The sequence below is a fragment of the Rhizobium hidalgonense genome (assembly GCF_005862185.2).
Classification (GTDB): domain Bacteria; phylum Pseudomonadota; class Alphaproteobacteria; order Rhizobiales; family Rhizobiaceae; genus Rhizobium; species Rhizobium hidalgonense.
Genome location: NZ_CP054030.1, coordinates 144262 through 167739, shown reverse-complemented (window position 1 = coordinate 167739; position 23478 = coordinate 144262). Strand labels below are relative to the sequence as shown.

Annotated in this window: 21 protein-coding genes and 4 pseudogenes; 23 read left to right on the top strand and 2 right to left on the bottom strand. The window is 55.6% G+C overall.

Annotated elements, in window-relative coordinates; translation table 11 throughout:
* The first annotated feature begins 9 nt into the window (after nt 1–9).
* The 23 genes and pseudogenes from istA to virB11 all read left to right on the top strand — a co-directional run bounded on the left by istA (nt 10) and on the right by virB11 (nt 21304).
* Nucleotides 10–1524, top strand: a complete 1515-nt coding sequence (istA, locus tag FFM81_RS31985) for an IS21 family transposase (RefSeq protein ID WP_138386461.1) — start codon at nt 10–12, stop codon at nt 1522–1524.
* The gene (gene istB / locus FFM81_RS31980) at nt 1521–2417 is read left to right on the top strand and encodes an IS21-like element helper ATPase IstB (protein ID WP_138386462.1); all 897 of its coding nucleotides are present in this window, start codon (nt 1521–1523) and stop codon (nt 2415–2417) included. The genes istA and istB overlap by 4 nt, the downstream gene beginning before the upstream one ends.
* A gap of 64 nt (nt 2418–2481) precedes the next feature.
* On the top strand, nt 2482–3009 hold the full coding sequence (locus FFM81_RS31975) for an acyl-homoserine-lactone synthase (protein ID WP_281389181.1): 528 nt from the start codon (nt 2482–2484) through the stop codon (nt 3007–3009).
* 310 nt (nt 3010–3319) lie between these two features.
* The gene (locus FFM81_RS31970) at nt 3320–3478 is read left to right on the top strand and encodes a hypothetical protein (RefSeq protein ID WP_168291008.1); all 159 of its coding nucleotides are present in this window, start codon (nt 3320–3322) and stop codon (nt 3476–3478) included.
* Between the two features lie 73 nt (nt 3479–3551).
* Nucleotides 3552–5144, top strand: a complete 1593-nt coding sequence (locus FFM81_RS31965; protein ID WP_138386464.1) for an asparagine synthase-related protein — start codon at nt 3552–3554, stop codon at nt 5142–5144.
* 64 nt (nt 5145–5208) lie between these two features.
* A pseudogene (locus tag FFM81_RS31960) lies at nt 5209–5510 on the top strand (integrase core domain-containing protein); the annotation flags it as partial.
* 626 nt (nt 5511–6136) lie between these two features.
* Nucleotides 6137–7612, top strand: coding sequence for an efflux transporter outer membrane subunit (locus FFM81_RS31955; RefSeq protein WP_138386465.1), 1476 nt, complete (start codon nt 6137–6139; stop codon nt 7610–7612).
* Between the two features lie 1284 nt (nt 7613–8896).
* Nucleotides 8897–9610 (top strand): GntR family transcriptional regulator, encoded by a 714-nt coding sequence (locus FFM81_RS31950; protein ID WP_138386466.1) that lies wholly within the window; start codon nt 8897–8899, stop codon nt 9608–9610.
* 201 nt (nt 9611–9811) lie between these two features.
* A complete protein-coding gene (locus tag FFM81_RS33075) occupies nt 9812–10255 on the top strand; it encodes a hypothetical protein (RefSeq protein ID WP_246401468.1) in 444 nt (147 codons plus the stop codon).
* A 79-nt stretch (nt 10256–10334) separates the two neighbouring features.
* The gene (locus FFM81_RS33070; RefSeq protein WP_246401466.1) at nt 10335–10571 is read left to right on the top strand and encodes a hypothetical protein; all 237 of its coding nucleotides are present in this window, start codon (nt 10335–10337) and stop codon (nt 10569–10571) included.
* Nucleotides 10572–10714: 143 nt separating this feature from the next.
* On the top strand, nt 10715–11023 hold the full coding sequence (gene tnpA / locus FFM81_RS31940) for an IS66-like element accessory protein TnpA (RefSeq protein ID WP_173883911.1): 309 nt from the start codon (nt 10715–10717) through the stop codon (nt 11021–11023).
* Nucleotides 11024–11117: 94 nt separating this feature from the next.
* Nucleotides 11118–11465 (top strand): annotated as a pseudogene (tnpB, locus tag FFM81_RS31935) (IS66 family insertion sequence element accessory protein TnpB).
* Nucleotides 11466–11919: 454 nt separating this feature from the next.
* Complete coding sequence (locus FFM81_RS31930; RefSeq protein ID WP_138386512.1) at nt 11920–12594, top strand: type IV secretion system lytic transglycosylase VirB1; 675 nt, start codon at nt 11920–11922, stop codon at nt 12592–12594.
* A gap of 49 nt (nt 12595–12643) precedes the next feature.
* Nucleotides 12644–13009: a pilin major subunit VirB2 gene (gene virB2 / locus FFM81_RS31925; RefSeq protein ID WP_138386513.1), complete on the top strand. Its 366-nt coding sequence runs from the start codon at nt 12644–12646 to the stop codon at nt 13007–13009.
* Entirely contained in the window at nt 13006–13332 is a 327-nt protein-coding gene (locus FFM81_RS31920; protein WP_017958581.1) for a type IV secretion system protein VirB3, read from the top strand. Before virB2 ends, FFM81_RS31920 begins: the two co-directional genes overlap by 4 nt.
* Nucleotides 13332–15701 (top strand): type IV secretion/conjugal transfer ATPase VirB4, encoded by a 2370-nt coding sequence (virB4, locus tag FFM81_RS31915; RefSeq protein ID WP_138386514.1) that lies wholly within the window; start codon nt 13332–13334, stop codon nt 15699–15701. Before FFM81_RS31920 ends, virB4 begins: the two co-directional genes overlap by 1 nt.
* Nucleotides 15702–15714: 13 nt before the next feature.
* A complete protein-coding gene (locus FFM81_RS31910; protein ID WP_017958579.1) occupies nt 15715–16386 on the top strand; it encodes a TrbJ/VirB5 family protein in 672 nt (223 codons plus the stop codon).
* Between the two features lie 66 nt (nt 16387–16452).
* The gene (locus FFM81_RS31905; RefSeq protein WP_138386515.1) at nt 16453–17337 is read left to right on the top strand and encodes a type IV secretion system protein; all 885 of its coding nucleotides are present in this window, start codon (nt 16453–16455) and stop codon (nt 17335–17337) included.
* 10 nt (nt 17338–17347) lie between these two features.
* The gene (locus FFM81_RS31900) at nt 17348–17527 is read left to right on the top strand and encodes a type IV secretion system lipoprotein VirB7 (protein WP_391581026.1); all 180 of its coding nucleotides are present in this window, start codon (nt 17348–17350) and stop codon (nt 17525–17527) included.
* On the top strand, nt 17524–18237 hold the full coding sequence (locus FFM81_RS31895; RefSeq protein ID WP_017958577.1) for a type IV secretion system protein VirB8: 714 nt from the start codon (nt 17524–17526) through the stop codon (nt 18235–18237). Before FFM81_RS31900 ends, FFM81_RS31895 begins: the two co-directional genes overlap by 4 nt.
* A complete protein-coding gene (gene virB9, locus FFM81_RS31890) occupies nt 18234–19115 on the top strand; it encodes a P-type conjugative transfer protein VirB9 (RefSeq protein ID WP_138386516.1) in 882 nt (293 codons plus the stop codon). Before FFM81_RS31895 ends, virB9 begins: the two co-directional genes overlap by 4 nt.
* Nucleotides 19112–20218 (top strand): type IV secretion system protein VirB10, encoded by a 1107-nt coding sequence (gene virB10, locus FFM81_RS31885; protein ID WP_138386517.1) that lies wholly within the window; start codon nt 19112–19114, stop codon nt 20216–20218. The genes virB9 and virB10 overlap by 4 nt, the downstream gene beginning before the upstream one ends.
* Nucleotides 20219–20263: 45 nt before the next feature.
* Nucleotides 20264–21304, top strand: a complete 1041-nt coding sequence (gene virB11, locus FFM81_RS31880) for a P-type DNA transfer ATPase VirB11 (RefSeq protein WP_138333823.1) — start codon at nt 20264–20266, stop codon at nt 21302–21304.
* Nucleotides 21305–21402: 98 nt separating this feature from the next.
* Here the strand turns inward: virB11 and FFM81_RS31875 are convergent.
* A pseudogene (locus tag FFM81_RS31875) lies at nt 21403–22525 on the bottom strand (integrase core domain-containing protein).
* 95 nt (nt 22526–22620) lie between these two features.
* Nucleotides 22621–23255, bottom strand: a pseudogene (locus tag FFM81_RS31870) (IS5 family transposase).
* Between the last annotated feature and the right edge of the window lie 223 nt (nt 23256–23478).

The following is a 23478-nucleotide window of genomic DNA, read 5'->3' as shown; positions in this document are numbered from 1 at the left end:
ACCACCTTTGTGCCGGGTCGCCATGTAACCGATCATCAGATGAGATTATTCATGAAGTACCGACAAACGCATTCTGTTGAGGTCGCCGCCGCGAAGGCGTCGATCAGCCGGGCGACGGCGTTCCGTATGGAAAAAGAGCAGCGCCTTCCGTCGCAGAACAAGCCGCCCCGCGGTCGGCGTCGCCCCGATCCGCTTGAGCATATCTTTGATGCAGAGGTCGTTCCGCTCCTCAAGGCCGCTCCCGGCATTCGTGCGGTCGCCGTTTACGACGAGATGCTGCGGCGTCACCCGGAACTATCCGAAGGCATTCGCCGCACACTTGAGCGGCGCATTCGGTCCTGGCGAGCCGTTCACGGCCAGGAGCAGGAGGTGATCTTCCGCCAGATGCATGAACCCGGCCGGTTGGGGTTGTCGGATTTTACCGACATGGGCAGCCTCAGCGTGACGATTGCCGGCCAGCCGCTCGACCATTTGCTTTATCACTTCCGGCTGGTTTGGTCGGGCTTCGAGCACGCCCATGTCATCCTTGGCGGAGAAAGCTTTGTGGCCTTGGCCGAGGGGCTGCAGAACGCCCTGTGGTCCATTGGCGGCTCGCCCCTCTATCATCGTAGCGACAGTCTGTCGGCCGCATTCCGCAACCTCGATGCCGATGCCAAGGTCGATATGACAAACCGCTATGAGGACCTGTGCGCTCATTACCGAATGACGCCAACTCGCAACAACAAGGGCATCGCCCACGAGAACGGCTCGATCGAAAGTTCCCACGGCCATCTCAAGAGCGCTGTCCTCGATGCTCTTCTGATGCGCGGCACCACGGACTTTGACGATCTTCCCTCCTACCGCGCCTTCATCGATGAGATCGTCAGTCGCCGCAATGCCACACATGGCAAGCGCATCGATGCCGAGCGCCCGCATCTGCAGGCGCTTCCCGATCGCCGCACCACCGACTTCGAGGAGGTGGTCGTCACCGTGTCGCGCACCGGTGGCTTCGCCTTGCGAAAGGTCTTCTACACGGTCCCCTCCCGTTTGATCGGCCATCGGCTGCGTGTGCGTTTGTTTGACGATCGCCTCGACGTCTTCATCGGCGGCACGCATCTGCTGACGTTACCGCGGGGTCGCGCCCATGCGAGTGGCAAGCACGATCAGGTCGTCAACTATCACCACGTCATTCATTCCCTGCGCAAAAAGCCGATGGCGCTTCTCAACTTGGTCTATCGCGACAAGCTCTTCCCCCGTTCGGAATATCGAAGGGCTTTCGACGCTCTCCTCGAGCAACTGCCTGACCGGCAGGCTTGCAAGATCACCGTCGAATTGCTGGCCCTGGCTCATGATCGCGGTTGCGAGCGTGAACTGGCCGAGGAGCTTGCCAGAACGCTCGACGCCCACAACCTGCCCGACCTGGTCGCCTTGAGAGCGATCTTCGGCCCGGACCCGGATCAGTTGCCGACCGTTCATGTGCAACTCGCATCGCTCAATAGCTATGAAGCCCTGATGGAGTCTGCCTATCCGGGAGAAGCGGCATGAAGAACGTCCACAACACCATCGACGAAGCCCGCCTCGGCATCATGCTGAATGAGCTCCGGTTGCCGACGATCAAAACGCTGTGGCCGCAATTTGCCGAACAGGCCGATCGTGAAGGGTGGCCTGCGGCTCGCTTCCTCTCGACCATCGCCGAGCATGAACTGGCTGAACGGGCGCATCGCAGGATCGAACGTCATCTCGCCGAGGCGCATCTGCCGCCTGGAAAGACGCTCGACAGCTTCGCTTTTGACGCCGTGCCCATGGTCTCCAAGGCCCAGGTCATGGCCATTGCCGCCGGCGATAGTTGGCTCGCCAAAGGTGCCAATATCCTCATGTTCGGTCCGCCCGGCGGCGGAAAGAGCCATCTCGCTGCCGCCATCGGTCTCGCGCTAATCGAGAACGGTTGGCGGGTGCTGTTCACCCGCACGACTGACCTCGTCCAGAAGCTTCAGGTCGCACGGCGTGAACTCCAGCTCGAGTCCGCCATCACAAAGCTCGACAAGTTCGATCTGCTTGTCCTCGACGATCTGGCCTACGTCACCAAGGACCAGGCCGAGACCAGCGTGCTCTTCGAACTCATCTCCGCAAGATATGAGCGACGTTCCATCATGATCACCGCCAATCAGCCCTTTGGAGAATGGAACCGCGTCTTTCCGGACCCGGCCATGACGCTTGCCGCGGTGGACCGACTTGTTCATCACGCAACGATCTTCGAAATGAACGTCGAAAGCTACCGGCGACGTTCCGCCATGGAAGCCAAACGCCAGCGCGGCAGACCTGCCGCCTTCGCGACAATCAAAAGCTCTTCCCAGTTTGTCGCGGAGCGGCAATCAGAACACGACGAGACTCTTGCCAGCGACAATCAGCATGATACCTTCATGCCGACCGCGACATAAGAGTCTCATCCAGATTGTCGCCACCGTCTCATCCTGATCGCCGCGCTATACTCGGGCTAACGCCGTGCTCATGGAGAAAATCTGGCGATTTCGACACCAGCAATTTGTGGAACGACGTGGATGGCAGGCATTACGCAAGAGTGATAGACGGGAAATAGATCAGTTTGATCACGATTGCGCTATTCATTTTAGCGTTCTCAAGAACGATGCGGTGATCGGGTATTCTCGGCTCCTTCCTACGGTGCAGCCACATCTTCTTTCAAGCGTCTACCCGCAAATCATGCGGGGCCAAAAGTGGCCAAGGTCGCACGACGTTTTCGAATGGACGCGGTGGGCGGTTGCAAGCGGTGACGAAAGGATTGACGGGGTTCGCGTATCGCGGGTTTTAATGATCGGGTTGATGGAGTTTTGCCGCGTTGCCGGCATCACCTCGCTTATCGGCGAGACGCACCCAAAGTTGATAAACTCCTTGCGCGCCAACGGGTGGCAAACACACATACTCTCAGAGCCCAGCATTTTCGAAAACGAATTAGTCGTGCCACTCGAAGTCATCCCCTCGTCCGCCCCGCAGACGTTGAAGGCAACTAGCTAGCATAGGAAATTCCGCTCGATGTTTGAACCTTATGGCTCAGGAAGTATTGGTCACCAATTCGCCGCCAGTCCGGCTCATAAACGCACACAAGTCCCCGCCTGCATTTCTTTTGCACAAGCGGTGCTACATCACAATCGATGCTGGGGCCAGAGAGCCAGTCACGTAGCCGCCCGGATCGATTGCAGCCTAATGATTCCGCAGCCTATGCCACCCTAGAACGGCATAGGACAGTCAGTGCACCTCAGTCACTCGCGTCATTGGCATCCCTTTAGGGAGACGGCGAGGAAAGCAACCAACGGAGAGTCAAAACATGGAAACGACAACCACCCGCAAGCCCGTTAATCTCATCGCTAGCGAGTTGAGCGTGTTTGCCAAGGCGCCGCGCGTCGGACCGACCCCTTCGACCACAGAGATTGCTGCCATGATCAAGGGGGGCAAGCCGGGCGACATGGACAAACTGGACGTTTAAGTTTGATCCGTGTGACCGTCGCCAAGGCGGCGGTCACCGCCCCTTTAGATTTTCATCAACTAAGCGATCACCGATGTTCAAGGGAACGATTGACCGAGGTCATCTCGAGTGCGTGGCTGAGCCCCCGATGTACCCGCCGCCCTACCCCAACATCTCTATCCTAGACCATCCTTTGCTCGAAAGCTTCCGGTGGGACACCACTGATCAAATCATCCTGATCTGCCGCGAGCGTTCCGCCGAAGCGAATGGGCAGCTTGTGGCACTCAGGGATTGGTCGATAGAACGAGCGGAGGATTTCTGTGCCTTTGGGCAATGGCCATTGGACTATCAGACAATTTCGATCAACTGCCATTCCGGCACGGTGACCTTGAGCGCCGGACATGGAGGTGTTGCGCCACTTTATCTGAAGGTCAGCGGCGAGCGCATTGATCTCTCCTGGTCGATAGCGGACTTTTATTCGGGCATGACCCTCGCCGACGTCGACACCGACCGAACTGGCCTGCGTCTTATCGGCACGCTCCCCTATGCAACAACGACGATGTTTCGCGGTGTTTTCATGCTGACGGAGCGCGCGTCGCTTTGCATCAGCAGGACCGGAGCCGTCGAGACGAAATATCCCCCTCCGGCACCGTATTTCATCCCGACCCCGCTTGTGGATGAGGCCGATGTTGCAGCCGCAGCATGCCGTTTGATCGACACCCTGCTGCGTCGCTGGCCGCTCACGCCCACCCTCACGGCTAGCGAATTCAGCGGAGGATTGGATTCGGCAGTCGTTACCGCCATTTTGGCTGGGCAGCATCCTGACGCCCTGCAAACCTATGCCTTGGAAGTCGAGGGGCCAGCTCGAAGTCAACAGACTTCGCGGCGCGAAATAGCAATCGAGCACTTTGGCTTCCACGACCAAACGCTGCGTGTTGACACGATACCAATGGTTCCGTGTGGGTTCGAAGTGAGTAGCGACTACGTCCCCGCTCCCTACAATGCCGATCTGCAGCGGCCCCTCCATCAACTATTGAAGTCGCTCGCAACTGCCTCAGCCCCGCGGGCGGTCGCAACTGGTACAGGCGGTGATGAGTTGCTAATGGCCCATGCTTTCGAGCAAAGTCACGAGCAAATCGCTCGTAATATTAGCGATGCATTCCTTCCTGCGATCCTTCCCTCCGCCATGACGCTGGTGCTCAAAAGCCGATTGCCCGACTATGCAGCATGCTGCGATCGGGCACCCTTTCCTATTCTGCCGATCTCGGTACTGGAGGCACACGCCGCGCGGGCTCCTTTGTTTGCGAGCCATGGCATATGGCCAATTAGCCCATTCGCCCAGCCAGAAGCCGTACGATTTTATCGGAGTTTGCCTTTAGCCTGGAGGCACGAAAAGGCGCTGCATCGCCGGATGTTGGAACGGCTTGGATATCCGAAACGGTTCTTCGGCGTTTCTATAAGAGAAAATTTCGAACACTATCTGACCGGCTCGCTGATTATCGGTGCTAGCGAGATCACTAATCAATTATCCCGTCGTTGCCTGCTGCATGAACTGGGACTGATCGATGCTGACCGGCTGATCGCCACAATAGACGACATCCGATACGATTCTCCGCTTAGCGAACTCGGCTTTATCTTCCACGCAATTAACGTTGAACACATGCTCCGGCGAATTGATGGAACTTGAAGGAGATCACCCGCTAATGCGGCGGGATTTCGAGATGCCGGCAATTAGCTCCCTTACAATTCGGAAGCCAATGCAGAACGGCTATGTCGAGAGTTTCAACGGGCGCATGCGCGACGAGCTGCTCAACGATAGCCTTTTCTTCGGGCCTCGATCATGCCCGAAGCGCCATTGCTGAATGGGCGGACGATTACAACCGCTTCCGGCCACTCATCGCTCGGATACAAAACCCCAGCAGACTTTGCCGGGACCATCGCCGCAACCGGCTCCAACGCTGCGCAAGATGAAAACTTCGCGTTTCCGCCGGTTGCTCACACCGCGCCAATTGGCGTATTCAAAAACGCCGGGGCTCCGGTCGCCGCCGGATGAAAGTTCAGTGGCAGGTCAAGGGGTACACGCCGAATCGTCGCCTTCCTGCAATGTCCGCCCACGCTGCGATCGCGATACCGCTGAGTGGTCTGGCGATGACCGATAGCAGCATCGTTGTGCCGGGGATTCCCCGGAAAAGTCTCATCAATCAATCACGGTATGACGTCACAACAGGTGAAATCGAAGAACTCCAAAATATGTCGAGGACAGCCGCTGCAAGCATATCCGGGATATGGCGCAACGATGTGTTCCGTCACTGTGGGTTGCAATCGCAAGACAGCGCGCCTCAAATCGACATCATGTTACCGGTTGGGCATCTAACGTGTCCGTCGAAATATGCCTGCTGGACTCGTCAAAGGTGTCATAAGCCAGCGTCTCCCCCAAAGCGCCGAAATTCTAGGCTTCCTGTCGGAGTCTGGCCGGCTTTCTGGCGACTTATTACAAATTTAGTCGAATGGGGGAGGACAACGGTTGTAGACTTGTTGCTTTGGCTGCACGCGATTTCGTAGTCTCACGCTCGAATTCTTCGCCTCGATCGACTGCGTCGGCAATTGTGCGCTTGCATCATTCTTCGGGCAGGCGAAACGGGTTTGGCTTGAATTGTGCTGTAATCGAGGTTGATTGAAATGCATTCGCTCCGTCTAGCCGCTGCGGTGTTGCCGCTGCTTTTGTCATCTTGCATGCTCGGGCCCGACTTTGCACCGCCGGAAACACCTTTACCGGCGAAGTTTTCCGAGGGTGCAAAACAGAGCGTCGGCGATGTTGCGGTGTCGGCATGGTGGAATTCCTTTTCAGATCGTACGCTCAACCAGTACGTTGCCACCGGCCTGGATAAGAACCTCAGTGTTCAGCAGGCGCTCGAAAGGATTAATGCCGCCGCCGCGGACGTCACCATCACTGGCGCCGGGGGCCTTCCCAACCTTGATTTTGGAGCATCACACACGATCTGCAAAGCGCGAGATGTCACGAGCACCCAGAATATCTCCGGGGGGCAACTATCGTTGACCGGGCTGCTGGACGTATTCGGCCAGTACCGGCGCAGCACCGAAAGCGCACTTGCTTCTCTTGATTCTGCGCATGCGGCTGTCGACGTCGCAAAGCTGGCTCTAATCAAAGATCTTGTTTCCTCCTACATCGACGCCCGGTACTACCAGCAGCGCGTCTCCATTTCTCGAGCGAACCTGAAGTCGCGCCAGGAGACCTACGATCTCACGAATTTTCAACTCGAAGCGGGAGCAGCTTCCCGGCTGGATGTCTCGCAGGCCGAAGCGCTTGTCCAGTCGACGATTGCCGAATTACCAAGTCTGGAACTGAATTTCCGCGTGTCGGCTCATCACATTGCGACCCTCATCGCCTTGCCGTCGGAAATGGTGGTCAAGCAACTGCAGAAAAACGAAGGGCAGCCGGTCTATCGCGGAAAGATCAATGCCGGCATTCCCGCCGATCTTATTCGCAATCGACCCGATATTCGCCAAGCTGAGCGGAATCTCGCCGCGGCGACTGCAAAGATCGGCGTGGCGGAAGCACGGCTTTATCCCGCGATAACGCTCTCCGGCTCGATCACACCTTCCTACATCAATCAGCGTGGCCGTCGCGGCGATATCTCGAAATGGTCCTTCGGGCCGAGCCTTGACCTCCCGATTCTGGACGGCGGCCGTTTACGGGCAAACGTGGAGACTTCTAAATCGGCCGCGGCAGCAGCCTACATAAGCTGGAAATCAACCGTGCTGACAGCTGTGCAGGAAGTTCAGGACGCTTTGACAGCCGTCCGACGCGACGTTCGCACAGTAAACTCACGTCACAGGCAAGTGGAAACGACCGAAGAAACACTGAGGCTTTCGGTGGACTCGCACAAGGATGGCGCCTCGTCTCTGCTCGATGTTCTCGACGCGCAAAGGCAGGTGTCCAGCGCTCAATCAAGCCTCGCTACGGCAAACCAAAAATTGGCCAAGGATCACGTGCAGTTGAATGTCGCAATCGGCGGTCGTTTTGCGGCTCCCATGGTCGCGTCGCCCTGGGTGGAGGCTTCACGGGTGTCGCAGCAAATGCAAACGTCCGGTCCCACTCGCAATAGTCGAGCGTTGCATTGCGGGATGTTTTAACCTGATGGCTATGACACCACCCGTGTCGCGAGGATAAAGTATCAATGTTCCGGGAGCGAGCGCCGTGTGACTGGCTCGATAAGAATGCCATTCTTTTGCGGTGGGTCGCTCGCCCAGCAAAACTAGTCGGATCTACCACACGGGGAGCCAGGATGCCAGATTTCCGACCTGCCGAGAACGCTCTCTGCGCTGACCGAATATAATGGTGTTCCGAGTAAACTGACTTCGGCGTAGCCGGTGTTCATCCCAGGCGTTCTCTTGTCAGCGATCTGTGTTTGACTTTCGATACAAGCGCGAAGGAAGTGTCTCCGTCGGACTTAGATTCTTCCAATAAATACAATTACTTGTGATCGGCCCGGTGTTGCCGAACTACTCAATCCCACCAACATGTCGGGCGTGTCAGATAGAGGGGAACTTTTCGTGCTGCTTTGAGGGAGTCATAGCCGTACATGACCACTCCGCGCTTTGGCCATCACCAACGGGAGATTGTCAGCTCGAACATTCGCGGACTCAAGCAAACCTTCAACGCGCGCGCGCTATACTATATCGCCTGGGGATTTGTATTCGGCAACTAGAGTATTAAAGTCCGACCGGGCAATTGGCCGAATATATCAAAAAATATATTATTGTTGAATATTGATCTATGATGGAGCCCCGTCTAGACCTGCTCAACACGCGGCAGGGGGACTACCCTGGTCAGCGACCGGAGGCTTAGATGAACCGACGTGACAAAATGCATCCAAACAAAGTCAGGTGTGATAGCCCGGAAATGGGGCTCGCATTGCTCGATGGCGAACGTGTGGTTGCTCCACGGCGTGCTATACGCTGCCCGGCCGAGCGGAACGAGCATCTGAATGCGCTTCGCGAGGTCGCAGATAGCGGAAGATACATCAAATCCGCCTATGCCTATAATCGGCTGATTGGTAGGAATAACCGATCGGCAAAATTATTCGTTGACGGTGAGGCCGACACACGTCCACCGAAGAGCACGGTTCGCTTAAAGCTGGCCGCTTGCGAAATACGACAGGCGGTAGACATTGGACCAGCGCGCTACCCGACCCAGCCGTGTGCCTATGCCATTGAAATCAGCGCTATAATGCAATAGCTGCCAATTACGGCCGCGGCTGTTACAGGTGGTTGATGCCGAATCTGGTTCGGGCGCGAAACGCGGTGCCGGCATTGGAAGGGCCGACTAATTCGATCTTAATTCGAAGCGACCGTCCAGTCTCAATGCAAGAAACTCCTGTAGGTCCTTGAAGGATATCGACAGAGGAAAACTATCAAATGCGGTGTTGCAAGAACGCGCCCCAAGGTCGTGGGGATGACCCAAATTTTTCTACTGAACCAGAACCTGCAAAGGCCGATATTGCCTACGATGCTATCCGACGAATTCTCTACAGTAACGGTCGTGTGCCGGGGCAACATCTCAGGGAACAGGATCTAGCGTCTAAGCTCGATTTTGGTCGAACGCCAGTTCGCGAAGCACTTCAGCGGCTTGCAGCTGAAGGGAATATCCAATACATCCCTCAAAGAGGCTTTTTCACGAGGCCGATGTCGGAAAGAGCCCTGTTAGATTTTTATGTTGTCGGACGTGAGACCCTGATCTCGGCATTAAATCGAATGCGGCCGCAGGTCCCAGAGACCTGGACCGTGGCGGATAAATTGTCCTCTGACGAACTTGCCTTAAGGGCAGAAGCGATATTCACTAAAATCGCCCAAGAAGCATTGAATTGCGAGGCTTGCAAAATCGTCCACCGATTCTGTTTTTGCACTCACCCTTTACGAATGGAAGTAACTGCGTCGGAACTTCGGCCCGCGTTTGTTGAGAGCCTCGGGAAGCTAATTGCCGCAATATCTGAACTAGGCAGGGCAGCGACCCTGGTGGAGTCCGCGTTGATGAACCACCTTGATCTAGAACAGGGTGCCGTTTCAAGGATTGTACAAGAGGTGAACGAACGTGGATTAACAGGTTTTCCGGGGCCTGCGAAAAGTTCGTGACATCGCAACCGTCATCTCGACGAATGATCCCAATCAACGAGCCTAAAGAACTTTGTCGAGTGCCGCGCATATCTGCGGCTGCTGCGGGCAATTCAAAAGCCGGTGTCGGTATCACCTATCAGCATTTTAATTATGTTGCCAAATCAAAGAGGCTGCCGCATCCCTTCAGCATTCCAGAATATAGCGCTGGCAAAGCGAAAGGTGCTTGTGTCCTATCGGGCAACGCCCTCCGCAGGTTTCCATTTGCCGCGGCTTTCCCAGTCCAGCTATGATGATCGAGCGACGTTTTCAGCCGAAGTCTCAAAAGATATTGTGCCAAAGATCATAACAGCCAACGGGATCGACGCTGCGACCTTGAGGAAAGAGGTTACGCCCGGCGGGTATCTCCTCAAAACCAATGCATCGCTTCAGACCGTGAGTGATCTCGATGAGGCCGCGGCCGATCGACTTGCCGGCTCCCTAGGTTACGTCTTCCGCCAATATCGCGCCCTTACCGCTCGCCTCAACGACACGACAGGTAAGACAGGCTTTGTTGTCGTGCGGTTTCCGCAGGGCAGCCTTAACGCCACCGTCGCACAAAGATTCTTCGAGGCAGCGGACGCAACGAAAAAAGGTTTGGAGCGGCGGATATGCCGTGTTCGGTGACTAGCAGATCTTCCTTAATGCAAAGAATTTCGAAGGAAAGCCTTATAGCGGACTCGATGACGCAAGCTTTCAAGGCGGATTGAGCCGCGCAGCCGTATCGTTTGGCAACCCAAAACCAAAGGTTTCTTCCTTCGGCAAAGCGACCGCACGCTTTATTGGGAATGATTGGCAGAGGTCAACAGGAGGCAAGGACTATCAAACCTTGCTCGGTGGACCGGACAGCGAGTTAGTGAGAAAGCTCGACGAGATCAGCAGGTACAATGCGTTCCTCCTCGCGAAGACGGCCGACACCAACGGCTGGGCCAAAGATGAATAAGGGCCGGACGAGAACCTACGCTAAAGTCGCTTAGCGGGTTCAGATGGCATCTCGCAAAAAGGATCGTAAGCGACCGGTGAGGGCCGTCTTGCGAGGTTGAGACGAACATCGGAAGTCCTAGTGCAAACACTAGGAGTAGTCCTATGACAAAGCATCAGATTGAAGTGATCACGTCTGTCGAGCGCCGACGGCGCTGGTCTCAGGAAGATAAAGAGCGGCTCGTTGCAGCCTGTCTCGAGCCAGGTGCGGTGCTTTCCGAGATTGCGCGATCGGCCGGTATCCATGTCAGTCAGCTCTTCCGTTGGCGCAGGGAGCTTTGCCAAATCGAGGAGCCGAGGACGGAAACAACGAGCACGTTTGTGCCGGTGGTCGTGTCCGAGGCCGCGCTTCCAGCCTCGCCTATTCCCTCGGGGCCACCCACCCCATCGCAGGCCGGAAGCGCAGCGATGTGACGATTGAACTCGGTCGGGACCGTCGTATCCGCGTAGACAGCGACATCGACACGGACGCGCTGGGCCGCATTCTCGATGTCGTGCTGGGGCGGAGATGATCCCGGTTCCGAGTGGTGTGAAGGTCTGGCTGGCGACCGGTCACACGGACATGCGCAAAGGCTTCCCCGGTCTGTCGCTGATGGTGCAGGAGACGCTGAAGCGCGATCCGATGTGCGGACATCTGTTCGTGTTCCGGGGGCGCGGTGGAGGTCTGATCAAGGTGATCTGGCATGACGGACAAGGAGCCTGTCTGTTCACGAAGAAGCTGGAGCGCGGCCGCTTCATCTGACCGTCAGCCGCTGACGGCACGGTGGTGATCACACCGGCCCAGCTCGGTTATCTCCTCGAAGGCATAGACTGGCGGATGCCGCAAAAGACCTGGCGGCCGACATCGGCAGGATGAGCAAAAGAACTGGAATGGCGGACTCGAATATGATTCCATCCTGCCATGAGCGACGCGACTGATGAGCTTCCGGACGACCTTGCCAGTGCGCTTGCACTGCTGGCCGAGCGACTTTTCAGTGCGATCACAAAAGCATGACTTCCGAGGCGTTAATCTTGAGCCAGATGGAAGCTGGGATGATTCCACGAGCGGCTCCTCGCCTCAGATGCCGGGCAATTCCGGCGCGCTAGTCTCGTTTTGTTGTCTCCTGTTCCCGGCATCTAGCCGAAGTCAGGAAATTGCACCTATCCTGGCTGTCCAGATTTCCCGAGCCCGCTCTGAGCATGCCACTTTCCTTCATATGAAATCAAAATGCAGAATTGGGACATCGTTTTGTAACAGGCTATGGCCAATAAGCGCGAGTGGCAATTAACTCCGACTCTTTCGGCAACCTACGACCCTGAGGCGATACGAAATGTTCCCTGCAGCTTGGCCCTTGGCGGTGGCCGTTTTGACCTCGACGTGCCTTTCTAGCGAGGCCGCCCCACTATCCTTCCGTGAATTTGATAGCCTTGCTCGCGATTGCGCACCATCGGTTGATCCGACGACCTTAGCGGCAATTGCCAAGGTCGAAAGTGGCTTTGATCCACTTGCGGCACATGACAATACTACGGGTGAGAGCCTTCACTGGGATGATCAAACGCAAGCACGCTATGGTGTCAAAGACCGCCTCGACGCGCAGCATTCCATCGACATCGGGCTTATGCAGATCAACAGTAAAAACTTTCCCGCCCTCAATCTCACGATTGAAAATGCCCTGCAGCCCTGCAAGTCACTTGCCGCTGCGGCGTACTTGCTTGAAAGCCGCTATGCTGGCGGCGACACTGCCGCGGCACGGCAACTTGCTCTCCGAAAGGCCATCTCCGCCTACAACACGGGCGATCTGCAGCGCGGGTTTGCAAACGGTTATGTTCGGAAGGTTGAGGCCGCCGCTCGAGAGATCGTGCCACAGCTGATCGAACTACCGCAACAGGCTGATGAAAAGCAGATATCGGAAGACATATGGGACGTCTGGGGCTCGTACGAGCAAGAGCGTTCGGAGGACGATTCATCGCGTCTCCAAACACATCAAAAGGTCGCACGACCTTGAATTCAAACAACAATAATGACCAATGGTCAATCGAATGGAGATACAAATAATGGCGTTATCTAACACAAATCGTGTACGTTTTAGCTCCCTTTCACTGCTGAGCGCAACGTTGCGTGCTGCAGTTCCCTATGCGCCAGCTGCCGGCGGAGCGGCGGCCTGGAGTATTGTCTGCTCCGCGCCTGCGATGGCGCAAGTCACGGGCGGGACCGATCCCGCGACGATGGTAAATAATATCTGCACGTTCATCCTTGGTCCGTTTGGACAGTCACTGGCTATCCTGGGCATCGTCGCCATCGGCATATCGTGGATGTTCGGTCGTGCTTCACTCGGTCTCGTTGCCGGTGTCATCGGTGGCATCGTCATCATGTTCGGGGCCAGCTTCCTTGGCAAAGCGCTCATTGGCGCCGGCGGATGAGCGACCGACTGGAAGAGAGTATTCTCTACGTGGCGGCCACACGCCCTGCATTATTCCTAGGCGTGCCGCTCACCTTGGCCGGATTACTCATGATGTTAGCCGGCCTAATCATCGTCATCGTTCAGAATCCTCTTTACGAAATTATCCTTGTGCCACTGTGGTTCGGATCAAAAGTTGTTGTTGAGCGCGACTATAATGCCGCGAGCGTGGCGCTACTCTATCTGCGGACCGCAGGCAGAAGCGTCGATGGGCCGATCTGGGGCGGGGCAAGCGTCAGTCCCAACCCGATCAAAGTGCCGAGGCGAGGAAGAGGAATGGCTTAATGTTCGGCACAAGTGGCAGGACCGAGAGGTCTGGTGAGATATATCTGCCATATGTTGGCCACCTCAGCGACAAGGCTGTCCTTCTCGAAGACGGCGCAATCATGGCCATGGCACATGTCAGAGGCTTGCCCTTCGAACTGGAAGACGTTGCAATCCGAAATGCACGCTGCCGAGCGTTTAATACGCTCTTACGCAACATTGCCGATGATAACGTATCGATATGCGCCCATCTCGTGCGACATAATGATGTCCCGTCACCCCCGGCACGGCAGTTCCGAAGCACGTTTGCTGGTAGTCTGAGTGAAGCTTATGAGCAGCGTGTGCTGCTTGGAAATCTTTTTCGCAACGATCACTTCCTTACCCTGATCGTGTACCCTCGCAGTACCGTCGGAAAATTCAGAGGCCGTTTTTTCAAGCGCTACGAAGGCAAGGAAGTCGATCTGGCAAGCCAAGCGCGGAACCTGGAAGATCTCTGGCACATCACTGCTGGCGCCCTCGACGCTTACGGTCTCCGCCGACTTGGGATTCGCGAGAAAGATGGCGTGATTTTCTCAGAAATCGCGGAGGCACTCCGGCTGATAATGACCTGCCGTTTGACTCCAGTTCCAATGGTTAGCGGCTCACTGGGCGCTTCGATTTATACTGATCGTGTGATCTGCGGCAAACGCGCAGTGGAGATTCGTACTCCCGGAGATAGCTACGTCGGCTCAATGTTTTCATTTCGAGAATATCCAGCGAAAACCAGTACAGGTATGCTCCATCCGCTACTGTCCACGAATTTCCCGCTTGTTTTAAGCCAGAGTTTCTCCTTCCTCACGCGTGCACAGGCTCATGCCAAACTTAGCCTTAAGTCCAGTCAAATGACGAGCTCTGGTGACAAGGCCGTCAGCCAGATCACAGAACTCGCCGAAGCAGAGGACGCACTGGCAAGCAACGAATTCGTAATGGGCTCGCACCATTTAAGCCTCTGCGTCTATGCCGATGATCTCAATAGCCTTGCCGACCGCGCTGCAAGCGCCCGCACTCGGTTGGCGGAATCGGGCGCCGTCATTGTCCAGGAAGGTATTGGTATGGAGGCGGCTTACTGGGCGCAACTTCCGGGGAATACCAAGTGGCGCACGCGACCCGGGGCAATTACCTCCCGCAACTTCGCCGGCCTGGTCTCATTTGAGAATTTCCCCAGCGGCGCGAATTCTGGCCATTGGGGCAATGCAGTTGCACGCTTCCGCACCAACGGCGGCACCCCTTTCGATTATGTCCCTCATGAGAATGATGTTGGCATGACGGCGATATTCGGACCCGTCGGAAAAGGCAAAACAACGCTAATGACCTTTATCCTTGCGATGCTCGAGCAGAGCACGGCTGAACGTAATGGTGCGATAGTTTTCTTTGACAAAGACCGCGGTGGTGAACTGCTGGTACGTGCCACCGGAGGGACATATCTGGCACTACGCAGAGGCGTTCCCAGCGGTTTGGCGCCTCTGCGGGGCCTCGAAAATACGTCGGCCTCGCGCGATTTTCTGCGCGAGTGGATGGTCGCACTCATCGAGAACGACGGACGTGGAGCAATTTCGTCGGAAGAGGTTCGCCGCTTGGACCGGGGCATCACCCGACAACTTTCGTTTGAGCCAGCTATGCGCTCAATCGCAGGTCTACGCGAATTCCTGTTGCACGGCCCCTCAGAAGGCGCAGGTGCACGGTTGGAGCGGTGGTGCCGAGGAAGCGCGCTGGGTTGGGCCTTTGACGGCGAGATAGATGAAGTAAAGCTCGACGCTTCCATTACAGGCTTCGACATGACGCAGCTGTTGGAGTACGAGGAGGTCTGCGCGCCGGCAGCTGCCTATCTACTGCATCGCGTAGGCTCTGTCGTGGACGGACGTCGCTTTGTCATGAGTTGCGACGAGTTCCGGTTTTATTTATTAAACCCCCAATTCGCTGCCGTCATCGACAAGTTCTTGCTGACCGTTCGCAAGAATAACGGCTTGTTGATACTCGCAACACAGCAACCCGAGCACGTTCTGGAATCGCCCATCGGAGCCAGTCTTGTTGCACAATGCATGACAAAAATCTTCTATCCATCACCGACGGCGGACCGATCAGCCTATATCGACGGCTTGAAGTGTACCGAAGGAGAATTTCAGGCTATCCGCGAGCACATGGCAATCGGCAGCCGCAAATTTTTGCTTAAGCGCGAGAGCGGGAGCGTTGTCTGCGAATTCGACTTGGCTGAGATGCGCGAATATGTCGCCGTACTGTCCGGGCGGGCCAACACGGTGCGCTTTGCCGATCAACTCCGCGACGAATACGGAGAGGCCCCCGGTGCGTGGATCGACAAATTCATGGCACGTTACCATGAAGTGCAGGATTGACGGAGGAACTTTGATGAAATTTGCCCAACTCACAGTTACAGCGCTGACCACCTTCCTAGTGCTGCAGGGTCCAGCTCGCGCGCAGTTTGCCGTCATTGACATGGGAGCAATAGCTCAGACCATCGTGCAAATCGAAAAAACAGCCGCGATTCTCGAGCAGACAATGAATTTGGTGACGGTGTTCTCGTCGTCCTTCGGCGTCACCGGTCTGTTAGGCTCGCTCAACCAAGCGAACCGATATCCCTTGACCAATCAGCTAAACGAGAAAATGTTCGGTAGCGATAAGATACTAAGCGTGACGATACCAACCGGGTCCACGGCGCGCGCGATCATTCAAAATCGCGAAATCTCGGGTACCGACGCGGAAGCGAAGCTGCTACTGCAACAAATTACCGGTGCTGCTAATGCCGCGGACATTGCAGCCGACAATCTGGAGAAGATGGGCCAGCGCCTGGCAGAAAACAGCAAGACGCTCGCTCAGCTGTCTAGTTCAAGGAACATAATGCAGGCCACCGTCACGAACGGTTTGCTTCTCAAACAGATCCACGACGCCATCATTCAGAACAGCCAGGCGACCAGTTTGCTGACGATGACCACTGCGCAGGCCAGCCTTCACGCCGCGGAAGAGGCGGCAGCGCAGCGACTAGAACGCGAGAAAACCGGGCGCATCTTTGGCCCGTGGTAATTCGGCTCAGATAATAATTCAAACTCAGCCCACCTGCGGTGGAAAGAGCCAAATCAGGTTGGAGCGATGAAGTTTGCAATTTCTGCGCCGTTTACGGCTATACATACGGTCTTTGATCAGGCCTTCACAATCGCACTGAACTCCGTGCTCGGAAAGATCCAGAGCGCGCTCAATGCGCCTCTGGTGGCGTGTGTCACGCTTTGGATAATAGTCCAAGGCTTTTTGGTGATGCGTGGCGAAATCGATACCCGTGGTGGAATCACGAAGATCATCACGGTGTCGATCGTTATCTCCCTGATCCTAGGCCAGGCGAACTATCATGACTACGTCGTGTCATTCTTTGAGGATACGATCCCGAGCTTCGTTGACCAGATCAGCGGCAGTAACATTCCGCTGGTTAATATTCCCGCAAAGCTCGACTTCATGTTCGCTCTAAGCCAGGTCTGCTTTCAGAAGATCGCATCCGAAATTGGACCGATGAATAGCCAAGACACTCTTGCCTTCGAAGGCGCACAGTGGATTTTCTACGGTGCACTTTGGGTAGCGTTCGAGATCTATGACGCCTGTGGGATCCTAACCAAGCTACTGGTAGCGATCGGACCGCTGATCCTTGTAGGCTATCTCTTTGATCACACGCGCGATATGGCTTCCAAATGGGTCGGACAGCTCCTCTCCTACGGGCTGCTGCTTCTCCTGTTGAACATCGTGGCAACTCTGGTCATCGCAACGGAACTAGGAGCTCTCGCATTCATGCTCGGCGTGATCAACCTTGCGGGCACGACTGCAGCCAAGATTATCGGGCTTTACGAACTCGACATGTTCTTTCTAGCTGGTGACGCCCTGATCGTCGCACTTCCGATGATAGCCAGCAATATTGGTGGTGGCACCTGGGCGGGTACAAATAAATCTCTCAGCCTCAGCCGCCAATTAGCCCAGATCACACGCGGTTAAGTGCAATGAAATGAAAATTGAGGTTGACGACATGAAGTATTGTTCTCTGTTTCTGTTCCTCGCTTTGGCCGCTTGCAAGACAAGTGATTCGCTGGCGACTTGCAAGGGTGCGGCTTTCCAGCTGAATGCGGGGCGATGGCAACCCACCACATCGGATCTCGACGTCGAATGTGCGGGAGAGCCTAAATGAAGGGACCTGAGTATGGTCTCCTGGTGGGGCGAGAGTCGCTTTCCGCACATTACAAGGAAGTGGAGGCCTTCCAAACTTCACGCGCGAAGTCGGCGCGGCGTCTTTCCAAAGTATTGGTCGTCATTGCGGCTGCTGCTGTTCTTGGAAACGTTGCGCAGGCCTTCACTATCGCCGCCATGGTTCCGTTGACCAAGCTTGTGCCCGTATATCTTTGGGTGCGACCGGATGGGACGGTTGACAGCGAGGTATCCGTGTCTCGACTGCCAGCCACGCAAGAGCAGGCAATCATCAATGCTTCACTGTGGCAATATGTTCGCCTACGCGAGGGTTATACAGCGGACACAGCTCAATATGCCTATGACCTCGTATCGAGTTTCAGCGCATCGTCTGTTCGCCAAGAATATCAGCAATTCTTCAATTACCCCAGTCCGAGCTCGCCCCAGGTCACAATCGGCAAGCGAGGTAGGCTAGATGTCGAGCACATCTCCTCAAACGATATTGCGCCGGGAGTGCAGCAGATTCGTTACAGACGAACGCTCATCTTGGATGGTCAGATGTCAACGGTGAGTACTTGGACTGCAACCGTCCGCTATGAAAATGTCACAAGCCTGCCTGGCCAATCGAGGCTGACAAATCCAGCAGGATTAATCGTTACCTCCTACCGGGCTTCGGAAGATACCGTCTCGAATGCGGGAGGGACTCAGCCATGACAACAAGGGCCGTTTTCACACTGATCTGTTTGATTTCCTTTGCGATGGGCGTGCATGCGGAAGATACTCCTGCTGCCGGCAAACTGGATCCGCGCATGCGCTATCTGGCCTACAACCCCGACCAGGTGGTCCGAATGTCAACCGCTGTCGGCGCAACACTAGTTGTCACTTTCGGAGCCGGCGAGACGGTAACAGCAGTCGCCGTGTCGAATAGCAAGGATCTGGCAGCCCTTCCGCGAGGCAACTATCTCTTTTTCAAGGCCAGTCAAGCCCTGTCCCCACAGCCAGTTATTGTGTTGACTGCGAGCGAGGCAGGTACGCGACGATATGTCTTCAACATTTCCACCAAGGTCATGTCTCGACTTGATAAAGAGCAACCTGACCTATACTACAGCGTACAATTCGTCTATCCGAACGACGACGCTGCTGCTCGGCGGAAGGAACTAGAAAAGCAATCGATATTCGATGGGATGCGGGCGAAAGCGCGGTCTCAACAGAGAGCTCAGGATTTGTTGGATCAGCCGGCCGCAGCCGCCAATCCTGATGCCAACAATTTCCACTACGTCGCACAGGGCGATCACTCGCTAACACCATTGGAAGTCTTCGATAACGGAGTCACCACTGTATTCCGCTTTCCAGGCAATGTACGCATTCCCTCCATCTACATGATCAATCCGGACGGTAAGGAAGCTGCTGCCAATATTTCGATCAAAGGAGCCTATATCGAGGTCTCCGCAGTTGCGCGTGAATGGCGGCTGAGGGATGGCCATACAGTATTAGGAATTTTCAATAGCGCATACGATCCCATTGGAAAAAATCCGGGCACCGGTACGGTAAGAGCCGATGTATGGCGCGTTGTGAAAGGGACGAGCCGATGAATGACGCCAACTCAGAATCGGGGCACGATGTAGATGCGTCGGGATCCCTGGTTACCGAGCCAACTCGTCGAAGTCTTTCGGGATCAAAGAAGTTGTTGATTGCAAGCCTAATTCTGGCTTCATCGCTATCTCTCATCTGGACCGTCGGATTCTCAAAGAAAAGAGGCGCCCCCCCTCCGCCGCCTCAAACACCGTTGGTCGCCAACGCAGAGCCTTTTCGCCCGGCACCGATTGAGGTTGCGCCCGATCCTCCAACACCCAAACAGGCTGTTCAGACGTCAGCCTCCGCGCCAGAACGGAACTCTCCAGAGCTGGATGATGCGCAGGTCGCGCAATCGGCAATATTCGCTTATGATAGCGGTGATCAATCGGCTGACATTAGTCACCCCCGCGAGGAGGAACAGAACGAGACCTCGTTGCAGGCGGGCGAAGCTCCAGTCGAGAACGATCTGTCAACTCGCATGAAACCCGGTGTGCAGGAGCCAACCAGAGCCAAACTCCTGCCGCACCCTGACTTCATGATTACCCAAGGAACCATTATTCCCTGCGTTTTACAAACAGCGATCGACACGAACTTGCCGGGCTTCGTAAAGTGCGTCTTACCCCAAGACATTCGTGGGGCGACGAATAATATTGTGCTTCTAGATCGCGGAACAACCGTTATTGGTGAAATTCAGCAGGGTTTACGGCAGGGGGATGCACGAGTCTTTGTAATCTGGAACCGCGCTGAAACACCGACTCATGCCGTGGTTTCGCTCGCGTCGCCGGGCGCTGATGAACTCGGCCGCTCCGGCATGCCCGGTACCGTGGACAATCACTTCTGGCAACGATTTGGAGGCGGAATGCTCTTGAGCGTCGTCCAGGGTACGTTACAAGCCGCCAGTCAATACGGTGAAAGTTCAGGCGGGCTCAGCGTCAACAATTTTCAAGGCAATGGTGGACAAACGGTCGATACTGCGCTTGAGGCAACGGTCAACATTCCGCCAACCCTAAAGAAAAACCAGGGTGATGCCGTGTCCATTTTTGTCGCTCGTGATCTTGATTTCTCAGAAATATACGAGCTTAAGGCGACCGACGCGCCAAAGAGAGCGAGAAGTCGATAAACAATGGCCCAAGCACCTCAACGACAATGAAGATTGGAGACTTTGATGCAAGCGGTGGCACATCCCCAATTGTATTTCCTCCTCAAACCGGTTTTGAAATGGCTTGAGGACCCAAGGACCGAAGAGGTCGCGATTAACAAGCCCGGGGAGGCATTCGTTCGCCAGGCCGGTGCGTTCAAGAAACATCCTTCATCTCTCACATGCGACGATCTTGAAGATATCGCGATCTTGGCCGGAGCGTTGCGAAAGCAAGATGTAGGACCACGAAGCCCTCTCTGCGCCACCGAGTTGCCAGGCGGAGAGCGGCTGCAGATCTGTTTACCGCCTGCAGTGCCGTCAGGTACTGTTAGTCTGACAATTCGGCGCCCCTCGACTCATGTGGCCGAACTCAAGGAAGTGTCATCCCGCTATCAAGCATCACGCTGGAATAAATGGCAGTTGCGCAACGAGCGCCGTGCTCATGAAGATGAGGAGATTCTAAAGCTCTACGCTTGCGGTGATTTGGAAAAATTCCTTCAAGCCTGCGTGACCGGGCGACTGACAATGCTGCTTTGCGGACACACAGGAAGTGGGAAAACCACGATGAGCAAGACTTTGATAAACGCTATTCCACCGCAAGAAAGGCTAATCACTATTGAAGACACACTCGAACTCGTAATCCCGCACGAGAATCATGTCAGGCTACTCTATTCGAAAGATGGAGCAGGTTTAGGTGCGGTAACTGCAGAGCAGCTTTTACAGGCTAGTTTACGCATGAGGCCGGATCGAATATTGCTGGGCGAGATGCGCGACGACGCCGCTTGGGCGTATCTGAGCGAGGTCGTTTCTGGCCACCCGGGATCGATTTCCACTATTCACGGAGCAAATCCTGTCCAAGCCTTCAAGAAGCTCTTTTCGCTCGTCAAGAGCAGCCCGCAAGGATCTTCCATGGAAGACCGTACGCTAATAGATATGCTCTCCTCAGCAATCGACGTCATAGTGCCATTCCGGACAAGCGGTGACGTGTATGAAGTGGGCGAAATATGGCTAGGCGCCGATGCCCGCAGACGCGGTGAGACAGTGGCTGATCTTCTAAACCAGCATTAACCTCGCAACCAAAGTGTCGTATCCGAGATGTGAGAACTTTAGTTTTCCCTATAGGTCCAAACCTCATCAAGGGGCTGAAGTGACCTGCCACTGAAGTTTCATCCGGCTGCGATTAGAGCCTCGGCGGGTTTGTATACGCCAAATGGCGCGGTGGGAGCAACCGGCGGAAACGCGAAGCTTTCATCTTGCGCAGCGTTGGAGCCGGTTGCGGCGATGATCCCGGCGTAGCCTGCCGGGGTCTGGTATCCGAGCGACGAGTGTGGCCGGAAATGGTTATAATCGTCCGCCCAATCAGCAATGGCGCTTCGGGCATGATCGAGGCCGAAGAACAGGCTTTCGTTGAGCAGCTCGTCGCGCGTGCGCCCGTTGAAACTTTCGACATAGCCATTCTGCCTCGGCTTTCCCGGAGCGATGTAGTGCCATTCGACCTTGTGATCTTTCGACCAGGTGAGGATGGCATTCGACGTGAGTTCGGTGCCGTTGTCGGAAACGATCACCCCCGGTTTGCCGCGTCGTTCGATCAGCGTTGTCAGTTCTCGGGCGACGCGACGACCGGAGATCGAGGTGTCCGGGATCGCTGCCAGGCGTTCTGATCATGGACGAAATCCAGCGACCAGCGGGCATTGGCCTTCGCTTCGACCAGGATCGGCGCACGCGTGCGTCGGGCCTTCCGCTTGCGTACTGAAAGCCCTTCCTCGCGATACAGCCGGTAGATGCGGTTGACGCCGGACGGCTCTCCCTCCCGCCGAAGCAAGACCAACATTCGGCGGTAGCCGAAACGCCGTCGCTCATTAGCCAACTCGCGCAGCTTCGCTCGCAACTCGGTCTCCGGCGGTCGGCTCGACTGGTAACGGATCGTCTTGCGATCGGCAGATATGATCTGGCAGGCCCGCCGTTCCGAAAGACCCATGACGGACTTCAGATGCGTGACGGCTTCACGCTTGGCGGCAGGCCCTACCATTTTATTGCAAGAAGCTCGCGGAGTGCGGCCGCATCAAGCATCTGTTCGGCCAGCAGCTTCTTTAGCCTCGCGTTCTCGTCCTCAAGCGCCTTCAGCCGCTTCGCCTCGGAGACTTCCATCCCGCCGTATTTGGCTTTCCAATTATAAAACGTTGCTTCTGAAATTCCGTGCTTGCGCCAGAGATCGGCTGCCTTCGCACCCGCCTCCTGTTCCTTCAGCACCGCAATAATCTGCTCTTCCGTAAATCTCTGCTTCTTCATATGTCCGTCCTTAATGGTCCGGACTCTAATCCATTCTGGAGGAAATTCTCAGTGGCAGGTCAGAAGAGGCCGACACGCTCTAGGGCGATCGACATTCATGGTATCCAGATCATGATCGCAGCGAGATGGATGAATCCTGTGAAGTGAATAGCTCGACGTTCGTAGCGTGTGGCAAAGCGTCGGAAGTGTTTCAGGCGATTGAAGCACCTTTAGATGCGATTGCGATGCTTGTAGATTTTCGGATCATGCGGAATGATGACTTTTCGGGAACGGTTTGAGGGTATGACCGCTTCGGCCTCCATCTTCGCGATCGTTGCCCGCAAGGCATTGCTGTCATAGGCTTTATCCCCCAGAACGGCCTGACCTGTCTGATCATGAAGAAGAGCGGGAGCTTGCGTGATGTCGCCGACCTGGCCGGCCGTCACGATAAAGCGCAAGGGACGCCCGAGTGCATCGGCCAGCATATGGATCTTAGTCGTCAGTCCACCTCTGGAACGCCCCAGCGCCTGATCCTTGGCCCCCCTTTTCCGCTCGCCGCCTGTTGATGGGCACGCACGATAGTACTGTCGATCATTAAGTACTGATTGTCCCGGTCAGCAGTGAGGGCATCAAAGACCCGCTCCCATACACCGGCATGGCACCAGCGACTGAACCGGCGATGGACCGTCTTGCCTGGCAACAAAGGCGCAATTCTCGACCATTGCGCCTCGTTCAACTCGTATCGCTTCACTCCCATCAAAGGCCTCCGTGCTTCACACGGTACCCTATGAATCAGTGATCAACCGATTTGGGAATCCTGAATGTCGATCGGTCCTAGAGCATTTTAAGGCTCTTCACTCAAGTATCCATGTTCTCGATGAACGCCATTCAAATTATCAATTTTACAAATATATGTTATCCATTAGAAGGGCCGAAGTCGGCAAACTGATGCCGCTAGGAATCAAAGAGGTAGG

What these genes read in the sequence shown, in the direction of transcription:
- virB11 (WP_138333823.1), top strand. Translation starts at nt 20,264, where the DNA reads ATGCAAGCGGTGGCACATCCCCAATTGTATTTCCTCCTCAAACCGGTT.
- FFM81_RS31900 (WP_391581026.1), top strand. Translation starts at nt 17,348, where the DNA reads ATGAAAATTGAGGTTGACGACATGAAGTATTGTTCTCTGTTTCTGTTC.
- virB4 (WP_138386514.1), top strand. Translation starts at nt 13,332, where the DNA reads ATGTTCGGCACAAGTGGCAGGACCGAGAGGTCTGGTGAGATATATCTG.
- FFM81_RS31970 (WP_168291008.1), top strand. Translation starts at nt 3,320, where the DNA reads ATGGAAACGACAACCACCCGCAAGCCCGTTAATCTCATCGCTAGCGAG.
- FFM81_RS31955 (WP_138386465.1), top strand. Translation starts at nt 6,137, where the DNA reads ATGCATTCGCTCCGTCTAGCCGCTGCGGTGTTGCCGCTGCTTTTGTCA.
- FFM81_RS31920 (WP_017958581.1), top strand. Translation starts at nt 13,006, where the DNA reads ATGAGCGACCGACTGGAAGAGAGTATTCTCTACGTGGCGGCCACACGC.
- virB9 (WP_138386516.1), top strand. Translation starts at nt 18,234, where the DNA reads ATGACAACAAGGGCCGTTTTCACACTGATCTGTTTGATTTCCTTTGCG.
- FFM81_RS31905 (WP_138386515.1), top strand. Translation starts at nt 16,453, where the DNA reads ATGAAGTTTGCAATTTCTGCGCCGTTTACGGCTATACATACGGTCTTT.
- FFM81_RS31930 (WP_138386512.1), top strand. Translation starts at nt 11,920, where the DNA reads ATGTTCCCTGCAGCTTGGCCCTTGGCGGTGGCCGTTTTGACCTCGACG.
- FFM81_RS31950 (WP_138386466.1), top strand. Translation starts at nt 8,897, where the DNA reads ATGCGGTGTTGCAAGAACGCGCCCCAAGGTCGTGGGGATGACCCAAAT.
- istB (WP_138386462.1), top strand. Translation starts at nt 1,521, where the DNA reads ATGAAGAACGTCCACAACACCATCGACGAAGCCCGCCTCGGCATCATG.
- virB2 (WP_138386513.1), top strand. Translation starts at nt 12,644, where the DNA reads ATGGCGTTATCTAACACAAATCGTGTACGTTTTAGCTCCCTTTCACTG.
- FFM81_RS31965 (WP_138386464.1), top strand. Translation starts at nt 3,552, where the DNA reads ATGTTCAAGGGAACGATTGACCGAGGTCATCTCGAGTGCGTGGCTGAG.
- tnpA (WP_173883911.1), top strand. Translation starts at nt 10,715, where the DNA reads ATGACAAAGCATCAGATTGAAGTGATCACGTCTGTCGAGCGCCGACGG.
- FFM81_RS31910 (WP_017958579.1), top strand. Translation starts at nt 15,715, where the DNA reads ATGAAATTTGCCCAACTCACAGTTACAGCGCTGACCACCTTCCTAGTG.
- FFM81_RS31895 (WP_017958577.1), top strand. Translation starts at nt 17,524, where the DNA reads ATGAAGGGACCTGAGTATGGTCTCCTGGTGGGGCGAGAGTCGCTTTCC.
- virB10 (WP_138386517.1), top strand. Translation starts at nt 19,112, where the DNA reads ATGAATGACGCCAACTCAGAATCGGGGCACGATGTAGATGCGTCGGGA.